The 19,188-nt window shown below is 45.6% G+C and carries 14 protein-coding genes; 6 read left to right on the top strand and 8 right to left on the bottom strand.

The features are described 5' to 3' along the window. The first annotated feature begins 30 nt into the window (after positions 1-30). Positions 31-1,410 (top strand): leucine-rich repeat-containing protein kinase family protein, encoded by a 1,380-nt coding sequence (locus SHAL_RS15655; RefSeq protein ID WP_012278102.1) that lies wholly within the window; start codon positions 31-33, stop codon positions 1,408-1,410. 366 nt (positions 1,411-1,776) lie between these two features. Here SHAL_RS15655 and SHAL_RS15650 read toward each other — a convergent pair whose 3' ends face one another. From SHAL_RS15650 to SHAL_RS15635, 4 genes are all read right to left on the bottom strand, one after another. After that, on the bottom strand, positions 1,777-3,126 hold the full coding sequence (locus SHAL_RS15650; protein ID WP_012278101.1) for a DUF3300 domain-containing protein: 1,350 nt from the start codon (positions 3,124-3,126) through the stop codon (positions 1,777-1,779). Positions 3,127-3,223: 97 nt separating this feature from the next. Continuing rightward, positions 3,224-4,759, bottom strand: a complete 1,536-nt coding sequence (locus SHAL_RS15645) for an ATP-binding protein (RefSeq protein WP_041416485.1) — start codon at positions 4,757-4,759, stop codon at positions 3,224-3,226. A gap of 4 nt (positions 4,760-4,763) precedes the next feature. Further along, positions 4,764-5,453, bottom strand: coding sequence for a response regulator transcription factor (locus tag SHAL_RS15640; protein ID WP_012278099.1), 690 nt, complete (start codon positions 5,451-5,453; stop codon positions 4,764-4,766). Positions 5,454-5,569: 116 nt separating this feature from the next. Beyond that, a complete protein-coding gene (locus SHAL_RS15635; RefSeq protein WP_012278098.1) occupies positions 5,570-5,890 on the bottom strand; it encodes a PepSY domain-containing protein in 321 nt (106 codons plus the stop codon). Positions 5,891-7,056: 1,166 nt separating this feature from the next. On the opposite strand from SHAL_RS15635, the gene SHAL_RS15630 reads away from it, so the two are divergent. The 3 genes from SHAL_RS15630 (at position 7,057) to SHAL_RS15620 (ending at position 11,344) form a co-directional block, all read left to right on the top strand. After that, positions 7,057-7,983 carry a choice-of-anchor H family protein gene (locus tag SHAL_RS15630; protein WP_041416048.1) on the top strand — a complete coding sequence of 309 codons (927 nt, stop codon included), beginning with the start codon at positions 7,057-7,059 and terminating at the stop codon, positions 7,981-7,983. Between the two features lie 230 nt (positions 7,984-8,213). Next, positions 8,214-8,354, top strand: coding sequence for a hypothetical protein (locus SHAL_RS23305; RefSeq protein ID WP_190273608.1), 141 nt, complete (start codon positions 8,214-8,216; stop codon positions 8,352-8,354). A gap of 557 nt (positions 8,355-8,911) precedes the next feature. Then, the gene (locus SHAL_RS15620; RefSeq protein ID WP_012278096.1) at positions 8,912-11,344 is read left to right on the top strand and encodes a TonB-dependent receptor; all 2,433 of its coding nucleotides are present in this window, start codon (positions 8,912-8,914) and stop codon (positions 11,342-11,344) included. Positions 11,345-11,433: 89 nt separating this feature from the next. Here the strand turns inward: SHAL_RS15620 and SHAL_RS15615 are convergent, their stop codons facing one another. After that, entirely contained in the window at positions 11,434-13,722 is a 2,289-nt protein-coding gene (locus SHAL_RS15615) for a TonB-dependent hemoglobin/transferrin/lactoferrin family receptor (protein ID WP_012278095.1), read from the bottom strand. A gap of 386 nt (positions 13,723-14,108) precedes the next feature. On the opposite strand from SHAL_RS15615, the gene SHAL_RS15610 reads away from it, so the two are divergent. Further along, the gene (locus tag SHAL_RS15610; RefSeq protein WP_012278094.1) at positions 14,109-15,440 is read left to right on the top strand and encodes an amidohydrolase; all 1,332 of its coding nucleotides are present in this window, start codon (positions 14,109-14,111) and stop codon (positions 15,438-15,440) included. 74 nt (positions 15,441-15,514) lie between these two features. Here SHAL_RS15610 and SHAL_RS15605 read toward each other — a convergent pair whose 3' ends face one another. Both SHAL_RS15605 and SHAL_RS15600 read right to left on the bottom strand, forming a co-directional pair. Beyond that, positions 15,515-16,705, bottom strand: coding sequence for a tetratricopeptide repeat protein (locus SHAL_RS15605; RefSeq protein WP_012278093.1), 1,191 nt, complete (start codon positions 16,703-16,705; stop codon positions 15,515-15,517). Positions 16,706-17,028: 323 nt separating this feature from the next. Then, positions 17,029-18,339: a DEAD/DEAH box helicase gene (locus SHAL_RS15600; RefSeq protein WP_012278092.1), complete on the bottom strand. Its 1,311-nt coding sequence runs from the start codon at positions 18,337-18,339 to the stop codon at positions 17,029-17,031. 16 nt (positions 18,340-18,355) lie between these two features. Between SHAL_RS15600 and SHAL_RS23300 the strand changes: the two genes are divergently transcribed. Then, positions 18,356-18,496, top strand: coding sequence for a hypothetical protein (locus SHAL_RS23300; protein WP_190273607.1), 141 nt, complete (start codon positions 18,356-18,358; stop codon positions 18,494-18,496). A gap of 439 nt (positions 18,497-18,935) precedes the next feature. Here the strand turns inward: SHAL_RS23300 and SHAL_RS15595 are convergent, their stop codons facing one another. After that, positions 18,936-19,187 carry a hypothetical protein gene (locus tag SHAL_RS15595; protein ID WP_012278091.1) on the bottom strand — a complete coding sequence of 84 codons (252 nt, stop codon included), beginning with the start codon at positions 19,185-19,187 and terminating at the stop codon, positions 18,936-18,938. Position 19,188 lies beyond the last annotated feature (1 nt).

The following is a 19,188-nucleotide window of genomic DNA, read 5'->3' as shown; positions in this document are numbered from 1 at the left end:
CTGTTTTTTATCAGGGTTAAGGTAAGGGTTTTGCATACTATTGAGCAGTTAACATCGGGACAGTTAAAAGGGATAACACGGCTACAACTCTCAAAGGGGCTGACAGCGTTTCCGCAAGAGATATTTGAGCTTGCCGACACGCTAGAAATACTCGACCTATCGGGTAATCAACTTAGTGATTTACCCGCAAACTTTAGCGATTTGCATCAATTAAAAATCCTATTTCTAACCAACAACTGTTTTGATTCTATTCCGGCCGTACTAGCCCTGTGCCCTAAGCTTGAAATGATCAGCTTCAAATCGAACAAATTAACGCAGCTGCCTGAAAAAGCACTCCCCGATAATACCCGCTGGCTTATCTTAACGGATAATAATCTCGAATCTTTGCCTGAGGATATGGGGCGATTGCACCGCTTGCAAAAGTTAGCCCTAGCGGGCAATAAGCTCACGTGTCTACCTGAGAGTATGGCTGAATGTACCAACTTAGAGCTCGCACGCTTATCGGCTAATGCCTTTAAGTCATTGCCAGATTGGCTATTTCAGTTACCTCGTCTGAGCTGGTTAGCGCTTGATGGGAGCCCGCTCATACCGCAGCAAGAGTTAGCCGATAAAGTGCGTACAGATGTTGTCTCTATGCCCAGTGTTAGCCTTGAAGATATCGAACTGAAAGAGATTATTGGCCAAGGTGCATCGGGTGTGATTTACCGAGCGATATGGGTTAAGCAGCCTGTTTCGTTGATGGGGACGCCGCTCGATATTGCCGTTAAAATATTTAAAGGTGAGGTCACGAGCGACGGATACCCAAAAGATGAACTGGCCAACTGTTTGCAGGCGAGGCAGCATAGCAATCTGATAAAGGTCGTGGCTCAGCTTAAGCAGGCCGATAAATCGGGTCTCGTCATGGAGCTTATTCCTAGTCATTTCCAAAACTTAGGTCTGCCACCCTCACTGGATACTTGTACTCGAGATACCTTCACCGATAAGTCTAGCTTTGAGATTAAAGAGGTATTAAATATCTTGAAACAGATGGCGTCGGGGCTGACTCATCTGCACCAGAATCGAGTCAGTCATGGTGATATTTATGCTCATAACACCATGTTCAATATGAACGTAGAGATCTTATTCGGCGACTTTGGCGCGGCGACGAATTTAAGCCAACTGCCTTTACTGCAAAGAGAGGCGATGGAGGCAATAGAGGTTCGTGCCTTGGGCTGCCTAATAGAGGATTTAGCCGAGCACTGTTTACAAAATCCTACAGAAGCAAGCCAAGCGATTCTTGCCGAGTTGCTTAAGTTAAAACAGACGTGTTTACAGCCAAATTTAGGGTTACGTCCGCGATTCAAAGAGATAGATGCGCTGTTACAACAGATGCTCGAGCAGTTAGATCCTGAAACCTGTTTAAGTGCTTAGAGATTGCTTAGCATTAAGCATAAAAATGCCGTCGATTGACTAATGCCATTCACTTAAGGAAGTGACTCAGAGAAATCTGATGACTTTGAAAGATAAGAATGGACCACAGAGGACACGAAGAGCACGAAGAAAAGCCACCCTGAGCCTTTTCTTTACTTCGTGTCCTCCGTGTAGCAAACGAAGTGAGCGCTTCGTGGTAAATAGCTTTTAAAGCAAAGAACCCAGTTTGTGCTGGGTTCTTAGTTTTTGTTGGTTAATCAGCGTTGGCCTTAACTTAGGTCTTAACTTAGGTCTTAACTTACCTGCATTACCGTAAATTGACGGCTTTCTTGTTTGAAATGCTTGATAGATTTACTCCGTCTTAGGCTAATCTTTCCTTGGTTTGTACTGATGGTTGCTACGAGGTGCACTAGCCCGTGGAGAAGGGCTGCGACTTACTTTGCTTCTCGCTGTTTGGTGTGGCTTAGTGCTATGGCGAGACTGGCTTTGATGCTTCTGCCTGTTGTTATAGCTTTTATTGGCTGTTGATTGATGAGCCTTTGAGTTTGAATTGAGCTTACTGCGCATCTGCTGCTCACGTTGGTGAGTGATTTGCTGATGGCTCTTGTTTCGCTCAGGGCTGTTTCCACGCATCTGGCTTTTGATACGCTCATGGCTCTTAATACGCTCAGGGCTTTTTGCGCGCAGAGGGCTCTTTACCCGCTCATAGCCTCTAATCCGCTCAAGGCTGTTCTTATGGTTAACATGCTTGCGCGGGTCGTGACGTAGCGCTTTACTCTGGGCGCGGCTCGGGTGGTGGCTGTTATATTTGTGGCGTAACGTATTGTTGCTGTAAGCCACACCGCGCCTATGTTGCGGCTTGTGGGCCCAGCGCTTGGCGCCGTGACTGGTGACGATACGACCGTGATGACGATATCGGTGCGAGTTATGGTGGTGCACCACTACCACATGACGTTTGTGCCAATGGAACGCACTGAAGTAATAGTTAAAACTGATGTGCACACCTGCTCGCCAATAAAAGTGGCCGTAACCGGGTCTAATATAGCCAGGGTAAACCGCCCAATAGATGGGTGGATAGCGATACCAGCGCCAATATCCGTAAACCGTTCTCGGGTCATAGTAGGGCACATAGACAATCTCTTTTCTCACCGGCTCGATAATGATCTGATTACTGACCCGAGTGACCTGCATATTGTCCATCTGCTCTAGACTGTTTGCATTATCCGCCTCTTGTCTCAGAGTTTGAATACTCGCTAATACTTGGGCTTCATCTTGCAAGAAGGCATCACCTAACGATTGGGTCCAGTTGAGATCCTCACTGAGCTTTTGCAGTACATTCGGAAAGGCAATAAGCGCGACCACACTGGGATCCCAGTCTTTATCTTGCGCCTTGTCGATCTGCTTTTGTGTGCTTAGATTGTTATATTCCACTTGCCATCTATGAGCCTGCACCACTTCGAGTGGATAGGTCGCGGCAATGAGAATATGGGTGAGCAAACTATCTGGATAGAGCGCGATAGGTGCAAGCATCTGCGCCAGCTGCCCCTCACTATACTGTCCTTCATTATGCAGGGGCTCACTAAATTGAGGCTCATTAAATCGAGAGTGCTCAAGCTCGTGATCTTGTGCCTTGACTGTGGCCGCTGACATCATCAAAGGCATTGCGATAGCAAGTGTGATGATAAATGACCAACACCATCTCTTGAATCTGTTCATGTGCTCTCCTAATCGTTTTATAGGTTAGCACCAGTATAAGAAAGCCAAGATGAACAGAAGCTGACAGCTAAAAAGCTGCTAGATTAGTACGGTTAGATTAGGCTTTGAATCGCAGTTCGAACTTAGCGCCGCCAAGCGTTGTTGAGCGACTCACAATCAATTGCCCTTGATAACTGTCTACTAAGTCGCGAACAATTGCGAGACCTATGCCGTGCCCCTGTTGATAGGAGTCGGCGCGAATACCCCGCTCAAATATTTGTGCGTGCAGCGCCTCATCGATGCCTTTACCGTCATCTTCGATACCGATAACTAAACTAGAGTCGACAGTTTTAACGGTTAATAACACACGGCTCGCTGCGGCCTTACAGGCATTATCTAGCAGGTTTCCAAGGATCTCAGTTAAATCACTGGCGTCCCCTTTAAAGATTGCTGCACGGTCGACATCTTCGGTGATCGTTATCGCTGGCTGGCAGTAGATTTTAGGTAGATTACGTACCAATTTGTCGGAGACCTCAACCACCTCGACGCCTAGGTGCCAGGCCGAACCTGCCGCCGATTGCGCTCTTTTGAGCTGGTGGCCAATGATGCGATTGATATGAGATATCTGCTCAAATGATTGTTTGCTTAAATCTTTCTGGCTTTGAATAACCGCCAGCGGTGTTTTCAGGCTGTGGGCCAAGTCCGCTAAGGCATTACGGTAGCGTTTTCGTTGGTTTTGCTCAGTATTGAGCAAGGTGTTGAGCTGCTTGGCAACGGTACTGAGTTCGGTGGGGTAGTTGTCATTTAAGTGATCGGCTTTACCGTTTTCAATCGCGGCTAACTCATTTTGCAAACGAGTGAGGGGCTTTAGTGTCCACCATAGCCATAACATTTGAATTGAAAGTAGGGCGACCATCAAGATCAATAACCAGCGCCAAAGTTGCTGATTAAACTCGTTCACTTGGAGCTGATAGTCACTCTGATCTTTAATGATATAAACCGTGACCGGAAAGCGCGTGATCTGCTCATCCCCTTGCTTATCGACTTGCTGGGTTTCGAAACTCGCGCTAAAGCCATAAACCAAATGAGGTTCGCCATTAAGAATAATCTCACTGAACTGGCCTTGGCCTTTTTCTGGTTGTGGAAAGGCCGGGTCAGTATGAACCGCTGTGGTGATTGCCGAAGTGAGATCGATGCCAAGCAATGAGTTGGAGCGCCAAGCGACCTTTGTTCCTGCTGTGACTTGTTGCTCGGCGATAATCGCATCTCTTGCTGGTTTTATGGTTTCAGGCCCAACAAATTTAGCATCGAAGCTAGAATCTTGTTGATGGTCACTTGTGGATGTGAGTGTCTGTTGTAGGCTTTCGGGAATAGTAATCAAGGCGTACAGGCCTGACTGGATCACATTAAATTGATTCTCTAACAACACCTCGGGCATAAATAACTGTTGGTCGTCGACCTCGGTCACCGCCAAGATGGAATAAACATAGGCTTTAAGCTCTTTGACCGAGGCACTCTTGACCTGCAATTTAAAGGCGTCGTTGAGGGTTAAGCCAACAATGGGAATTAAGACTAAGCTCAGCAGCATGGCGCTGACGATAAGGCGCGCCTTTAAAGAGTGCATGAGTGTGGGCAAGCGCTTAAGGTTAATCATTAGTTTACTTTTTAGCGTCGTCATCAAGTGACACAAGACGATAACCTTGGCCTCTAAGGGTTTCAATCAAGCCTAGTTGATTATCGGGATCGAGCTTTTTGCGTAATCGGCGAATAAACACCTCAATGACGTTAGAGTCCAAGTCAAAATCTTGATCGTAAATGTGCTCTGTCAGTACCGTTTTTGATTTCACCTCACCAATATGTAGCATCAAGTACTCAAATAATTTGTATTCAGAGCCACTTAAGGTGATGGTCTCGCCAGACTTAGTGATCTCTAAACTGCTGGTGTTTAGGCTAAAAGGACCATTGGTGATAATCGGACTGGCTTTACCCGCCGAGCGTCGAATTAATGCTTTAAGACGAGCAACCAACTCTTCTGGATGAAAAGGTTTGGTAAGGTAATCATCGGCGCCCGCATCTAAGCCTTCGACCTTATCTTGCCAGCTATCACGGGCAGTCAAAATGAGAATAGGAAAACCGATATCTAGGCTTCTAAGCTCTTTGATGAGGGCGATGCCATCGAGCTTAGGTAGGCCGACATCGATAATTGCCGCATCGTAATTGTATTCGCTGCCTTGGAATAGGCCTATCTCGCCATCATCGGCGGTGTCGACGGTATAATTAGCCTCGATAAGGTGTTGTTTAAGATTGGATTGCAGCTCTAAATCATCTTCAACTAATAACAATCTCATGCTTAAGCCCTCGTTATTGGATGTTGGAAAGCGCGTTCAATTATTCTGAACAGGTGTTGTTTCTAAGTCAGCGCTTATGTTGTTTTAGGCCGATTTGTGCAGCAGGTTTTTGGCCACTAATTACGAGAAACACGACCTGTTTTAGCATCGACTTTGACATAAAAAACCACACCGTCACTGGATAGTAGCTTTACGCTATAACCTGGATTGCCATTAACTCGGCTAGATTGAACCTTCAGCACCTTGCCGCGATACTGCCTCTTTGCTAACTGTACAGCTTGCTCTTTGTTGCTAACTTTTAATTTTTGCTGCTGATTACTATTGGCCTTCATAAAGACCGACATCATAGATGTGACGGCATGCACAGTACTGGCCGCAGCAGACTGAGCGGCTAATAGTGAGAGCGAGATCAATATGATAGATAAAGCAGTTTTCATTAAGGGTACCAAAGGGTTGAGATATCACCAGTTTAAAAGATCCTATTCGATTAGTCATTACCTTGCCAATGTCTAGCGGGTAGATAGGTTATACATAAGACTAGATGAACGCTGGCTGAATGTGTTCAACTTGGAGTGCTTGGGCAGATTGGTAGCTGTAAGCTGCTTTGAGAGAGGGGATTTTACTGAATGATATGGCTTTTAGCATATTTATAGCCCGTTACTGAAGGTGCGAACACTTCAGAGACTCGGCACAAGTATGTCCCTATAACCTCTACGACAGCTTCCCTGCTGTCGAAGGTCACTGCCGTATTCACACCTCAGCATTCATCTCATCAAATTTGCTTATCTAATTGCTGCCAACTCACTTTTGGACATTTTCAATTTAGAAATCGAACCACCACGGCTAAATAAATGCACCAATTATCCAGTGTAGATGCGGCCGTGACCGTCCATGACATGGACGTCATGGTCGAGCTTCCAAGGACGGACTTGCTGCGTGTCACAGCAGTATCTGCACATACCCCGCTGGAGGCGATTAGGTACACCTTTACTCAAAGATAAACACACTTTGAGGCATTTTCAATTTAGAAATTGAACCACCACGGCCAAAAGAAGGCTCCAATTATCCTGTGTAGATGCGGCCGTGACCGTCCATGACATGGACGTCATGGCCGAGCTTCCAGGGACGGACTTGCTGCGTGTCACGGCAGTATCTGCACATATGCCCGCTGCAGGCGATTAATAACCATGAAGTGGCAATCCAGAACTCGCTACCCTGTGGCAACGATCCAAAAATAAATGTAAACAGCCTTCATTCCAAGGCTAACCAGCTTTGGGGCATTTTCAATTTAGAATTGAACCACCACGGCCAAAAGAAGGCTCCAATTATCCAGTGTAGATGCGGCCGTGACCGTCCATGACATGGACGTCATGGCCGAGCTTCCAGGGACGGACTTGCTGCGTGTCACGGCAGTGTCTGCACATAAGCCCGCTGCAGGCGATTGATAGCAATGAAGTTACAATTCATAACTCGCTATCAGATAGCGCTACCCAAAAAATGTAATCAGCCTTCATTCGAAGGCTAGACAATTTTTAACGTTCAGCTTGTGTTCACACTCAGTGGACTCTAATGGCCTCATTAAGAATGAATATTCGAGGTGAAGATGAACACAAAACAAAATCATAAAGCTCATACAACTCATATAAGTGAGCAAAAGTGCATGTTGGCGCGAGCAGCGGGTGTTGCTCTGTTAACCTTATCAATGAGTGTGATACTGCCTACAAATGCCAGTTCGGATATGGAGCTGCTTTCACCGCCGAAAAGCACCTCGGTTGCGCAAACTGTTTTTGCAGAGGCTGAAGTAATAAATGACTCTAATGGTTTATCTGAGCAGCAAATAAGTCAGCTCGATGCTCTGAGAACGAAGCAAGCGATAGCTGAGCAGGCGTTGCAAACAAAAGGAATAGCTAGCCCTGAAAAGCTTACCCGAGAACAAGTCATCCAGTCCCATATCAATAAGGCGATTCAGGCAAATCAGGATTTAGCAAAGAGCGGTTCGATTAAGCAGTTTGCCAATGGGGTTTATCGGGATTTTTATATCTACGATGCCTATAGCCGATTGTTTGTCGATAACGATTACGACGGTTTTTACCAGACCTTTAGTGTGACCTTCGATGCGGATGTTGAGGGCTATTATGCCAATGAGCGCGCAGATGTGTTTGCAGAGCTTTACTTGAGTCGCAATGGCGGGCCGTGGGAGCATTATTACACCACCGATATCTTTAGAATTTATGGTAATGCCACCGATGATGATTTTGAGGTACTAACCACGCTGGATTATGGCTACCCGACCGATCACTACGATGTGTTAATCGATCTTTATGAAGTGGGTTATGGTGATATTGTGGCAACCGTGAGCTCCTACGATTTTGACAGCTTATATGCGCTGCCATTGGAGAGTAGCGATAGAGACGATATCTATATTGATGACGATGACCATTATCATGGCGGTAGTGTGTCGTTTGCCTCGCTAATACTGCTGCTTGGCTTGGTTTGTTTCAGAAGCGGAGCCTCGAGAGTTTATAAGTAGCCTGGCTTGACGCTTGCTGGTTCATCAAAGAGTGCTTAGGCGAGAGTTAAAAGGCGGCTCTCTCCTAACTGTGGTGCAGGAGTTCAGCGCAAGATTTGAGCATCCGTTATAGAAGAAGCTGACATGGAAGGAACGGATATGAATGGAGGTTGCATAGAAGTGCGTCAGGCTGAAGAGGCGATAACTAAGGTAAATGTTATCGGCAATAGCACCGATACGGTGCTCTGGCTATGGGAGATTTAGTGGCAGCATCGGGACGATGCCAAACCTTACAAGGTGAGGTGATTCGGGTAATAGAGCTGCTAGCTTGGGAAGCTCAAGCTAACCTTAATTGGGGCGCTAGCTTCGATGAGAGGTTAGTGTTCTTATGAAGGGCTTTCCTGTCATCGAGTTTCCCATTAGCAAAAATCTTCTCTATTGAGACTAGGCTGTCTATTGAGGCAGATATTAACCACCTCGCTCATTTTGTATTACCAACAGAACTCGACAGTCGTATTTACAGTGACGAACTGCCCTATATTAAAGATGATCTGTAAGATCGCCTTGCAGGGCATCTTGTGAGTTACTGTCGTCACTCGCCAAATCTATTGCCGTTAAAGGCTCCTTCCATATAGTCTGTGCGCGAAAGCTCGAGTGGAAAACATAAATACACTTTTTATATTTTGACTAAATTATCAACATATTTTTATATGGTCTGATATCAAGTGAGAAATAAGGCTGATTTTCGCACTGAAAATTTGTGACGTTGATCACCTATCTTATTGGTTTTAAAGTGTTACCCATGCATTTACTTTGTAAACTTTAACGATAAAAGCAAGTTAAAACAATCACAAGCAAGCATCTAATTGTATCGGTGCTGAAACAAGTATTGAAAAGATAATAAGAATCGTTATCATCTCGCCGCATAATATTAAAGTGGGGTTATTTGATGAGACATTTCCGTTATTCGGTGTTAGCAATTGCTTGTGCATCGACATTTTTAGCAACCAATGTTTACGCTGAGCAAACAGATGAATCGCTCGATAATGTTGAGCGTATTACTGTCTATGGGCGTCAAAATCAGGTTGTCATGAATTCAGGTTTAGCGACCAAGTCCGATATGTCGCTGATGGAGACACCTGCAGCGGTAGTTATTGTCGATCAAGAATTGATTCAGGCTCAGGCTTTGACCAATCTACAAGATTTAGTGCGTAACATCAGTGGTGTGACTCAAGCGGGTAATAACTATGGTATAGGTGATAACTTGGTTATTCGCGGGCTTGGGGCGAACTACACCTACGATGGTATGTATGGTGGAGCTGGGCTTGGCAACACTTTTAACCCTACGCGCTCGCTAACTAATGTCGAATCGGTTGAGGTGCTAAAAGGTCCGGCGACAGGCCTTTACGGTATGGGCAGCGCAGGGGGCGTGATTAACTTAATAGAGAAGAAGCCGCAATTCGAATCAAAGCATGTATTTACCGCTGAAGTCGGCCAATGGAATACTCATTCTTTAGAAGTCGATAGCACTGCGGCGATAACTGATGATTTAGCCTACCGCGTCGTCGCTAAAACGGCTCGTAGCGATGGCTACCGGGAGATCGGTACCGATCGTGATGAAATATACACTTCGCTTAAGTATGTGCTAGATGATAGCCAAGATCTGATGTTGTCGGCGAGCTATATAAGAGACGCGATTGCAGTAGACTCAATTGGTCATCCTATTCGCATTTTTAACTCAGCCTCAGTTGGCGGTAAAACCGCTGGTGAAGTGACTTGGGAGGATTTAATTAATGATCCAAACAACGCTGGAATTCAGCTAACAGAGGCCCAGCGTAAACAGTTAGCAGACTCGTTAGCCTCAAATGATGGTTTAACTCCCTACGCATTTGGCAATGCAGGCATTATTTCACCAATGGCCAAGGATAATGAGGGCGAAGAGCTGCGTTTTAAGCTGACCCATAATATCTACTTCACTGATAACCTATTTTTGAATCAACAATTGCAGTATCGCGATTACACCTCAGGCTTTGCCCGCCAAACCGGTGCTTACAACTATGTGTATTGGGACCGCAGAGGTGCGATTAATGCCGACCCACGAGCCCCACTGGTAGAAGATGGAGTGCTTTATCCCTTTGCGGCGCGCCGCCAAGAGTATCGTAAAGTTGATGCCGATGAATCATCTTGGCAGTATTTTGCCGATCTTCGTTATGACTTCCAAATAGGTGATATTGATAATGAATTGTTGATTAATGCCAATTTTGAGGATAGAAACATTGCGTTCAAGCAATACTCAATTTATGACGCTGATAAAGTTATCAAGAATAAAGCGGGTGAGGTGATCTACCAAGGCCGTCTGCCGTACATTTATGATATCCGTAATCCTAATTGGGCTGAAGGTAGCTTCGAAGATCATGATCCGCTACTAACCAGCAACTACGACAAGAAAGTCAGTGCTTGGGGCGTGGGTGTGCAGCATGTGGGCTATTTAGGTTATGGCTTTACTTCTCGCATTGGCGTAGCGTTTAATCAAATAAAACAAGCCTATGAGCACTTAGGTGTCGACTCTAGATACAGTGCAAGCCGCGCGCAGCCAACACCAGAAGCCGATACTACAGACGATGGCATGACCTATAATTTGGGTTTGACTTACATGCCAACCGACGATTTGTCGTTTTTTGTTAACCACTCGAAAGGGCGCACGGCCTATAGCATTCTTGGCAGCATTGCCGGAAACGATACTGATAGAGATGACAGCGAATCGGTCAGTGATGACTTAGGGATGCGCTTTAAAGCCTTTGACGATCAAATGTTGACTTCAATTGTGTTTTTTAAGAGTTCACGTACTAATTTGCAATACAGTAATGTGGATTATGAAGAAGGCGTGTCTGGGCCGAGCGTACCTAAGTATTTCTACAATGGCAGCGAAGAAACCACCGGTGTTGAACTGGATATGAATGCTCACCTTAATGAGCAGTGGATGGTTAACGTTAATGCGGTTTATCAAGATGCCCGCGACAAGAAAGATCCTAACCGCTCTAGCTATGATACCCGCCAAAAAGGCGTACCTTATGTCTCGGCAAGTGCTTGGGTAACCTATGGGGCTGATTGGTTCTCACTTGCGAGTCCAATTAACATCAGTCTTGGCGGTAAGTATGTTGATGACAGAAGTACCAATTCAACCTCATTTGGTATTCCTGACGGCTATGTATCAAGTTATACCGTGCTGGATAGCGCCATTAGTTATGATGTTGACAACTGGAAGCTGCAGCTAAATGTGAACAACTTATTTAATGAAGAGTATTACAGTAAAGCTATGTTCCTAGGCGGTATGCCGGGCGAAGAGCGCAATGCCAAGCTGACTCTGAGCTATCGTTTATAGATCCAGAACCAGACTCAGCGTGATTTTAACCCAATAAAAAATGCAGCCTAGGCTGCATTTTTTATTGGGTTATATCATCAAGCTACGCATTAGAACTGATAGTTCACGCTAACGTTGAAGTAGCGACCCGGCTGGGTAAAGTCTTCTTTTTCTAAATCCATGCTAGCACCTAGCAAGAATACCGATTGACCTGCAACATCGGCGTAATCGATATATTCTTTGTCAAACAAGTTATATACGCCAGCTCTTAGTTTCCAGTTATCGTTAACTCTTAAACCAAAGGTGAGATCCATGACGGCGTAACCGCTTGTACCGTAGACTTCATTAAATTGCTCTTTAGGAATACAGATCCCCATCGCGCAGATATCCTCCTCGGCTAGCTCGATATCATTGGTACGGCTCATATCATCCGCCCAGCGAACAACTGCGCCAAAATCGGCTTCCATATCGGCAATGTCGGTATACCAGTTAACACCTGCGGTCCCTTTGAGTGGACTGACACTGTTAAGGTAGTCACCATTTTCATCTTCACCATAGGTGTAAGAGATGTTACCCCATAGCTCAACGCTATCGGTTAGCCAATGATTGAGCTGAGCTTCAGCGCCGTACAAGATCACTTCATCGCGGTTGTAGTACTGGTACTTAAATTCCATTGGTTCCATAACAGGAGGCCAACCAGGAGTAATCACAGGAGGTTTAAAGCTCACATACTGCCAGTCGATAAAATCTTTTGCCAGAGTATAGAAGGCGGTTAGCTCATAATTGGTGTCACTATGATTACCACGAACACCGATCTCCCAAGTATGTGACTGCTCAGACTCCAGCTCATAGTTGGCCTGAATAAACACATCAGTCATCGAGCCTGCATCGACTTCCAACTCACCCCATTTTTGATCCGGCGTTGGCATTTTGTAGCCATAGGCATATTGACCATAAACGCTTACAGAATCTGATAATTGATAGACTAAGCCCAGTTTAGGCGACCAGAAACTATCATTCATTGGCTCAAAATTAGCTTCTTCGTATTTATCCCCTAAGCCTTCTTTAGCTTGGTTCTTATCAGGAGTGTTACTGAAATAGTCATAACGCAAACCCGCGATCAAGTTCAAATCGCCATCAAGCAGGGTGATATCATCCTGTACAAAAATGCCTAGGCGCTGGCTGTCGGTGGTGGCAAAGGTAAAGGGGGTCGTTGTCTCGCCCGTAACGGTATCATTGACTGTGCGATGACGTGACATAGTGGAAAACTCATAGTCCAGACCATAGGTGATCTGATGACCATAGCTATCGCCGCCCACATACTTACTGAAGGTGCTGTTGACCCCGATACGTTGATCTTCAAAGCTGTAATCGCGGATTTCGCTCAAACCGTAAAAAGTGCTAGCTTTGTTCCACTCAAAATAGTCTCTATGCTCTAGCTGTTCGGTTTGGCCAAAATAGGCCGTTACCGTTAGGGTGTCATGCATTTGAGTCGGTTTACTTGAGACCAACTGCAGGGCACCATTAATGACTTGAGTGTCGCGGTTGGTATCGATATTTTCCTCAAGAACATTATCTTTATCGAATTCGTATTCCCAGCGTTTAAGGGTCTGCTCTAGATAATCTAGGGTCAGCTGCACAGAGGTGTACTCGTTGAAATGGTACTTGCTCTTAAACAGTACACTGTCTTGCACTAGATCGCTGTCTGGCTGCGTGTCATAAAAATTAGGCAGTTCTTCACCTTCACGGTGCTGATAGGTCAGTAGGTTTTCAAAGCCACCGTAGGCTGCTGCACTGGTAAAACCGGCTGCGTATTCGTCGTTAATGCCCGCATATCCAGCATTAACAGACATATAATAGTCATCACCCATTAGGTAGTCACTTGCGTCTTTGGTGCGCATCACAACCACGCCACCCAATGCATCAGAGCCATACATGGTCGATGCTGCGGCCTTAACCACTTCAACTTGCTTTAGGCTTTGTACTTCGGTAAGACCGCGTCCGGTGCCTTCGGCTCCAGGCCCTAGTGGTGATGCATACTGGTTGTTAACGCGTACGCCATCTTTTACCATCATCACGCGGTTGCCACCGATACCACGAATAGTCACAGTGGTCGGTTTACCCGCACCGCCTTTAATACCGATGGCAGACTCATTTCTAAATAAACTACCAAAGTCATTACTCATGCTTTTTTCAATAGCTTCTTCATCAATGACCACAATCGAGCCGGCAACCTGTTCAATTTCCTGCTCCATACGCGAACCTGAAATAACGATTACCTCGTGCATTTGTGCACTGGCCTGCTGGTTTGATTGAGTCTCTACCGTGGCTTCTTGAGCCTGAGCATTGAGGGCTGTACTTACAGCTATCGCCAGTACACTAACTTTGAGCTTATTCATGACGCACCTTAACTTTTCACCAAATGAGAATTATTCTCCTTTTGAACGCGCGTTATCTTATACTCTAATTTAGGTAGGGTCTCGTTTCTATTGAGGGAATTAACAAGCTTTAACGGACAAAAAAACAAATCTTGAAAGTGGATCACATTTATCTTTTTCTTCACAAAAACAGGCGGTTATTAATTAGTCTGGCAGCTCATTGTTCTTAACAATTGTATTGAGTTGTTACCCTTTGCTGCCAAGAGTCTCCTCTTGGCATGATTAACTCAATACAGGGTAATTTAGCGTTCACTGGTTTATATATGTTGACACTGTGTTAACTTGGTCTACTAAGGGATGGTAAATGCGTACACAATGGCGTAGCCGAAAAATAAGAGAGATAAATCATGAGATTACTAACAGCCTCTTTGCTTACACTACTTATTAGTTGTAGCTGGACCACTTGTTATGCCACAGGTTTAGCCGACTCTACGGCTAAGGCGATGCCTAACCTTGAAGCCTTATATTTGTACCTGCATCAAAACCCCGAACTCTCTTACCAAGAAAAAGACAGTAGCGCTCGTATAGCGATAGAGTTAGCAAGTTTGGGTTTCCAAGTTACTGAAAATTTTGGTGGTTATGGCGTCGTGGCCATATTAAGAAATGGTGAGGGGCCAACAGTGATGATAAGGGCTGACACCGACGGCCTGCCGATTACCGAGGAAACGGGTAAAACCTATGCCTCTAAAGTCACTACTTTGGATGCCAATAACAATGAGGTCGGGGTGATGCATGGTTGTGGTCATGACATACATATGACCAGTCTTGTGGGCACCGCTCAGCAACTTGTGGCCAATAAAGCGCATTGGCAAGGCACCTTGATGATGGTGGCACAGCCTGCCGAGGAGGTGGGCGGCGGCGCAAAAGCCATGTTAAAGCAGGGATTGTTTGAGCAATTTCCCACACCAGATTATGTGCTTGGGTTGCATGTTAGTGCATCGATACCAGCTGGTAAGGTGGGGATCGTTTCAGGCTACGCATTGGCGAACGTCGACTCTGTCGATATCACAGTTAAAGGCGAGGGCGGTCATGGCGCCTATCCGCACCAAACTAAAGATCCTGTGGTGTTAGCCGCGAGAATCGTTGTAGCGTTGCAGACGATAGCGAGTCGAGAGGTGTCGCCGCTAGAACCTAATGTCATCACAGTCGGTTCGATTCATGGTGGTTCAAAGCACAATATTATCTCTAATGAAGTGAAGTTACAGCTTACCCTGCGCTCCTATAATCCCGATGTTCGCCTGCAACAAATTGCCGCCCTTAAGCGTTTAACAAAAGGGATTGCGATGAGTGCTGGGCTAGATGAAGCCTTGTATCCTGAGGTGTATGTGCATCAAGGCGAGAGTATTCCATCGACTTATAATGATCCTGAATTAGCAGCGCGAGTGCAGGCAAGTATCGAGTCTGAAATCGGCGCAGAAAACGTCATCGCTGCCTCGCCTGTGATGGCGGGAGAAGACTTTGGTTTATATGGTTTAACAGATGACAAACGCCCTATCATGATGTTTTGGTTAGGGGCGGTAGAGCCGAGTCTCTATCAAACGAGCCTCTCTTCCAGTAAGACACTACCGTCATTGCACTCCAGTAAATTTGCTCCCGATTACGCACCTACCATTAACACCGGTGTGAGGGCGATGACCAAGAGTGCCATGGACTTGTTTGTTCACAAACATGACGACTGAGTCATGCTTTGGAGCTAGATATTGCATCATTTGGACCTAGGTGTCGCATCAAAGGTTAGCTTGCAAGCTAAAAGCTAGCGTATGCGCTGTAGCTTATTTTCTATTTTGGCTAACAGTTTAAACGTAGGCTCACGAAGTTGAGTCAAGTCTCTTTGAGTCACTATTGCTACTGATTGATTAATCGCTTTGTATGCGAGCGAATAGTTATGTTGCACTACTTCAAGCTCCGCGAGGTTGTTTAGTGCAATGACTTGACCCGCGGGGTAGCCCGCTTTTTGATGATAGTCTAGAGAGTATTGGTATTGTGCGTTGGCGTTTTGATAGCGATTGAGCTGCTGGTAGATGTGCCCTGACCAGTTGGAGATATAGCCCAGATACAGCCAGTCCTGGCTATTGGCGGCTAATGTTCTTGCTTGAGATAACTGAGTAATCGCTAACTCCGGCAGCCCTTTTTTCAGCAGAAGTTGGGCTAATGCGAGCCTTAGTCTTGCTAACTGACGTTGGTTTTCACTCTCTAGCCCTAATTCTATCCCTACATTTAGCCACTCCTCGGCTGCTAAAAGCTCTTCATCGGCACTGTATAGCTCGGCTAGTAATCTTATTGCTACAAGGTTATTTGGTGTTTGGGAAAGAAGTTCGTTTAGGCTGATTTTCGCATCTGCGAGTTGGCTGTATTGGATCTGTTTAAGCGCTTCAAGGAGCAGTGGCTGAGTAAACCAAGCATCGGCGCCCCCCTTGATTGGGGAAGGGGTGAAGTCGACGAAGTTTTGAATCCGCATAGCCAGCCTTGTATTCGCCTCTGATAAAGATCTATCTACAATTGTTCCACTCTTTATCTGTTGTGTGCTTAATAAGCGGTAGTCGAGCTGGTAACTGTTTTCATTAACTGAGACCGTCGTTTCTACAATTAATGATGCCCCTGAAACGATAAAGAGTCGCTCAAGGTCTATAGCTTGCTGATCTTGGATAAAGCTAGAGGCCTGAGACAGCATGGCAATCACATCTTCAGTTTGTAGTACCGGATATTGGGCCGATGTGCCTAGGTTTGCGATCACTTGCTCCATCTGAGCGTACTCTTGCCAGTCGTTCGCGCCTACTACAGGCGGAGCTTTGATGGGTAAGACGATAATTGAGCCTGTAGGCACTGGCTGAGCTTGAAATTTATTGAAGACTAGAAGTGCAACAACCAGAATGGCACAAGTTAAGGTGACAAGTATGAGTAAAAGCCGTTGTTTTGAATTGATTTTTTGCATAAAAGCAAGCATGGCGCTCCTAGGCTGAGTCTAGTCTAACTAAAGTGGTTCGCGACATAGAGTAAAATAAATAGAGATAGATTAAATACAGGCAATAAGCTGAGTATAGATTAGCCGAAGCTGAATAAACTTAATAACTTAAGCTAACGTATGCGAAACGTATTGTAAAGAAAGTGTTATTTTTGCGGAGTGGGAAAGCAGCTTAGCGTTAAGCCGCTTTGTATGGCAGTAAGTTTTGATAAACGAGTTTGCTGCAGGCTGTAGAATAAGCGGCTTTAACAAGCCGCTAGCAGAAAGTTAGTTACAATCTCTGGAGAGTCACTAGTGGGTAAACTTTATAAGTTCCACGGATTTGGTGGCAGCTTATTAGGACTTTTACCGCTTTCTTTGCTCTCACTTTTATTATTCGCTTTATGGCTTATCGGCTCTTTAGCGTCGCGATGGGGCTTTTTATCACCGCCCGCAATTTGTTTGCTCTTAGGCTTATAGTTCAAAATTGAGACTGGCACCTCTTTACGCGGTGCAAAGCCTTCAATTTCTCTACGTTCAATCAGATGACCTAATCGGCTTTCAATCATACACAGATTTTTAAAGTCATCTTTCGATACCAAAGCAACTGCTTCACCGCTGGCACCAGCACGGCCGGTACGGCCGATTCGATGAATATAGTCATCAGCAGGGTAAGGCAGGTCATAGTTGATCACTAACGGCAACTCGTCGATATCCAAACCGCGGGCGGCGATACCTGTGGCGATTAATAAGCCTATCTTGCCCGCTTTAAAGTCAGCGAGTATTTGCTCACGTATCTCTTGGCTACGACCACCGTGAATGCATTCTGCGGTGATACCGCGCTTCTCAAGTTGGCTAACGAGTTTGGCTGCGCCTTGCTTAGTTTCAATAAAAATAAGCGCTTGTTGCCAGTTATTTTCTTGAATTAAATGACTTAATAATGCCGACTTCTTGTCTTTATCAACCGTAACTAACCATTGCTCAATTTTAGGCTTATTATCAGTATTGTGAGTGACAGAAATTTCGATTGGTCTAACAATCGTGGCTCTTGCTAGCTCTTTGACTTGTCTAGACAGAGTTGCTGAAAACAGTAAAGTTTGTCTGTCTACAGGCAGCTTTTCCATAATCTTGTTGATATCTTCGATAAAGCCCATATCCAGCATTCTGTCGGCTTCATCGAGCACCAGAATTTCTAGCTCATCGAAATGAATAGCGCGCTGAGTATACATATCGAGTAATCGACCCGGTGTCGCCACGAGAATGTCGACGCCTTCGATTAAGCGTTCACGCTGAGGCTTTGAGTCGACGCCACCATACATGGCCATAGAGGTCAGCGCTAAATGCTTACCGTATTGGCTGATGTTATCTTCAACCTGCACCGCTAGCTCACGTGTCGGCGTTAGGATCAGGGCGCGAATACGCTTCTTACGCTGGGTTTCGCTGCGGCTGAGCATCTCTAAAATAGGCAGAACAAAGCTGGCGGTTTTACCCGTACCAGTTTGCGCAGCGGCAATGAGGTTACGCTGACTTAAAATAACGGGAATGGTCTTAGCTTGAATCGGAGTCGGGCTAGTGTAGCCTTGTTCGGTAACGGCTTTAACGATAGGTGTGCTTAATCCAAGCTTGGAAAACGGCATGACGAGTCTCAATTAGGTGTCTGATTTATCTATTGCAGTTATCGACTTTACGCAGATAGGCGCTGATAACTGTGTTGCTGTTGCCATTATAACAGCTTGTCGCCCAGTAAGCTTTATCGATGTTATCGGTTGTTGCAGCAAACATAACCTGACATAGGGAAAGTAGTTACTTAGAACTTTTAACTCGGTTGACTCTAAAAGCGAAATCAAACTTCGTTTGATAAAGATCGTGAGCCTCCAGCTCACACTCGGCTAAGAAGGGGTCAACAGCAACCCCCTCTTGGCTCTCCCCTAGCTCTTCAGCCTAAATCTAAGAAGAAAATTACCCAGTGTAGATGCGGCTGAGGCCGTCGAAAACAGGGTGAAAGATAACCAAGTTATCACGCTCTTGAACGAGAGGTATGGATACCGAACTGGCCTTTTAACAAGGATGTTATTTGTTTTCGTTGAGCTCACAAGGATGTGCTTGTCGCGTGCCTCAGCAGTATCTGCACATACCCCGCTGGAGGCGATTAGCAACCATGAAGCTACCAGTTCAAAAACGCCACTTGGTAACACCAAACAATAAATGTAACCAGCCTTCATTCGAAGACTACCTACTTCATTGTGACCTTACCGCCAATCATCTTAAACGCCGGAGCACCGCGAATAAGCGTATCGCGCGCGAATACTTGCTCACAGCTTGGGCACTGGCAGGGCGTTTGAGTGTAGTCATCGACAATGCGCTCCTTAAAACACTTAACCAGTGCACCTTTGCCACCTTTTCGGTACTTAAATAGCTGGGTTTTACATTTAGCGCAGAAGATCTCGACCGTTTGTGTCGGCCCTTTCTTATTGGGTTTAGCCATA

This window comes from Shewanella halifaxensis HAW-EB4 (assembly GCF_000019185.1).
GTDB classification, from domain to species: domain Bacteria; phylum Pseudomonadota; class Gammaproteobacteria; order Enterobacterales; family Shewanellaceae; genus Shewanella; species Shewanella halifaxensis.
This window is presented reverse-complemented; position numbering and strand designations above follow the sequence as displayed.

What these genes read in the sequence shown, in the direction of transcription:
- SHAL_RS15650 (WP_012278101.1), bottom strand. Translation starts at nt 3,126, where the DNA reads ATGAACAGATTCAAGAGATGGTGTTGGTCATTTATCATCACACTTGCT.
- SHAL_RS15645 (WP_041416485.1), bottom strand. Translation starts at nt 4,759, where the DNA reads ATGATTAACCTTAAGCGCTTGCCCACACTCATGCACTCTTTAAAGGCG.
- SHAL_RS15640 (WP_012278099.1), bottom strand. Translation starts at nt 5,453, where the DNA reads ATGAGATTGTTATTAGTTGAAGATGATTTAGAGCTGCAATCCAATCTT.
- SHAL_RS15635 (WP_012278098.1), bottom strand. Translation starts at nt 5,890, where the DNA reads ATGAAAACTGCTTTATCTATCATATTGATCTCGCTCTCACTATTAGCC.
- SHAL_RS15630 (WP_041416048.1), top strand. Translation starts at nt 7,057, where the DNA reads ATGAACACAAAACAAAATCATAAAGCTCATACAACTCATATAAGTGAG.
- SHAL_RS23305 (WP_190273608.1), top strand. Translation starts at nt 8,214, where the DNA reads ATGGGAGATTTAGTGGCAGCATCGGGACGATGCCAAACCTTACAAGGT.
- SHAL_RS15620 (WP_012278096.1), top strand. Translation starts at nt 8,912, where the DNA reads ATGAGACATTTCCGTTATTCGGTGTTAGCAATTGCTTGTGCATCGACA.
- SHAL_RS15615 (WP_012278095.1), bottom strand. Translation starts at nt 13,722, where the DNA reads ATGAATAAGCTCAAAGTTAGTGTACTGGCGATAGCTGTAAGTACAGCC.
- SHAL_RS15610 (WP_012278094.1), top strand. Translation starts at nt 14,109, where the DNA reads ATGAGATTACTAACAGCCTCTTTGCTTACACTACTTATTAGTTGTAGC.
- SHAL_RS15605 (WP_012278093.1), bottom strand. Translation starts at nt 16,705, where the DNA reads ATGCTTGCTTTTATGCAAAAAATCAATTCAAAACAACGGCTTTTACTC.
- SHAL_RS15600 (WP_012278092.1), bottom strand. Translation starts at nt 18,339, where the DNA reads ATGCCGTTTTCCAAGCTTGGATTAAGCACACCTATCGTTAAAGCCGTT.
- SHAL_RS15595 (WP_012278091.1), bottom strand. Translation starts at nt 19,187, where the DNA reads ATGGCTAAACCCAATAAGAAAGGGCCGACACAAACGGTCGAGATCTTC.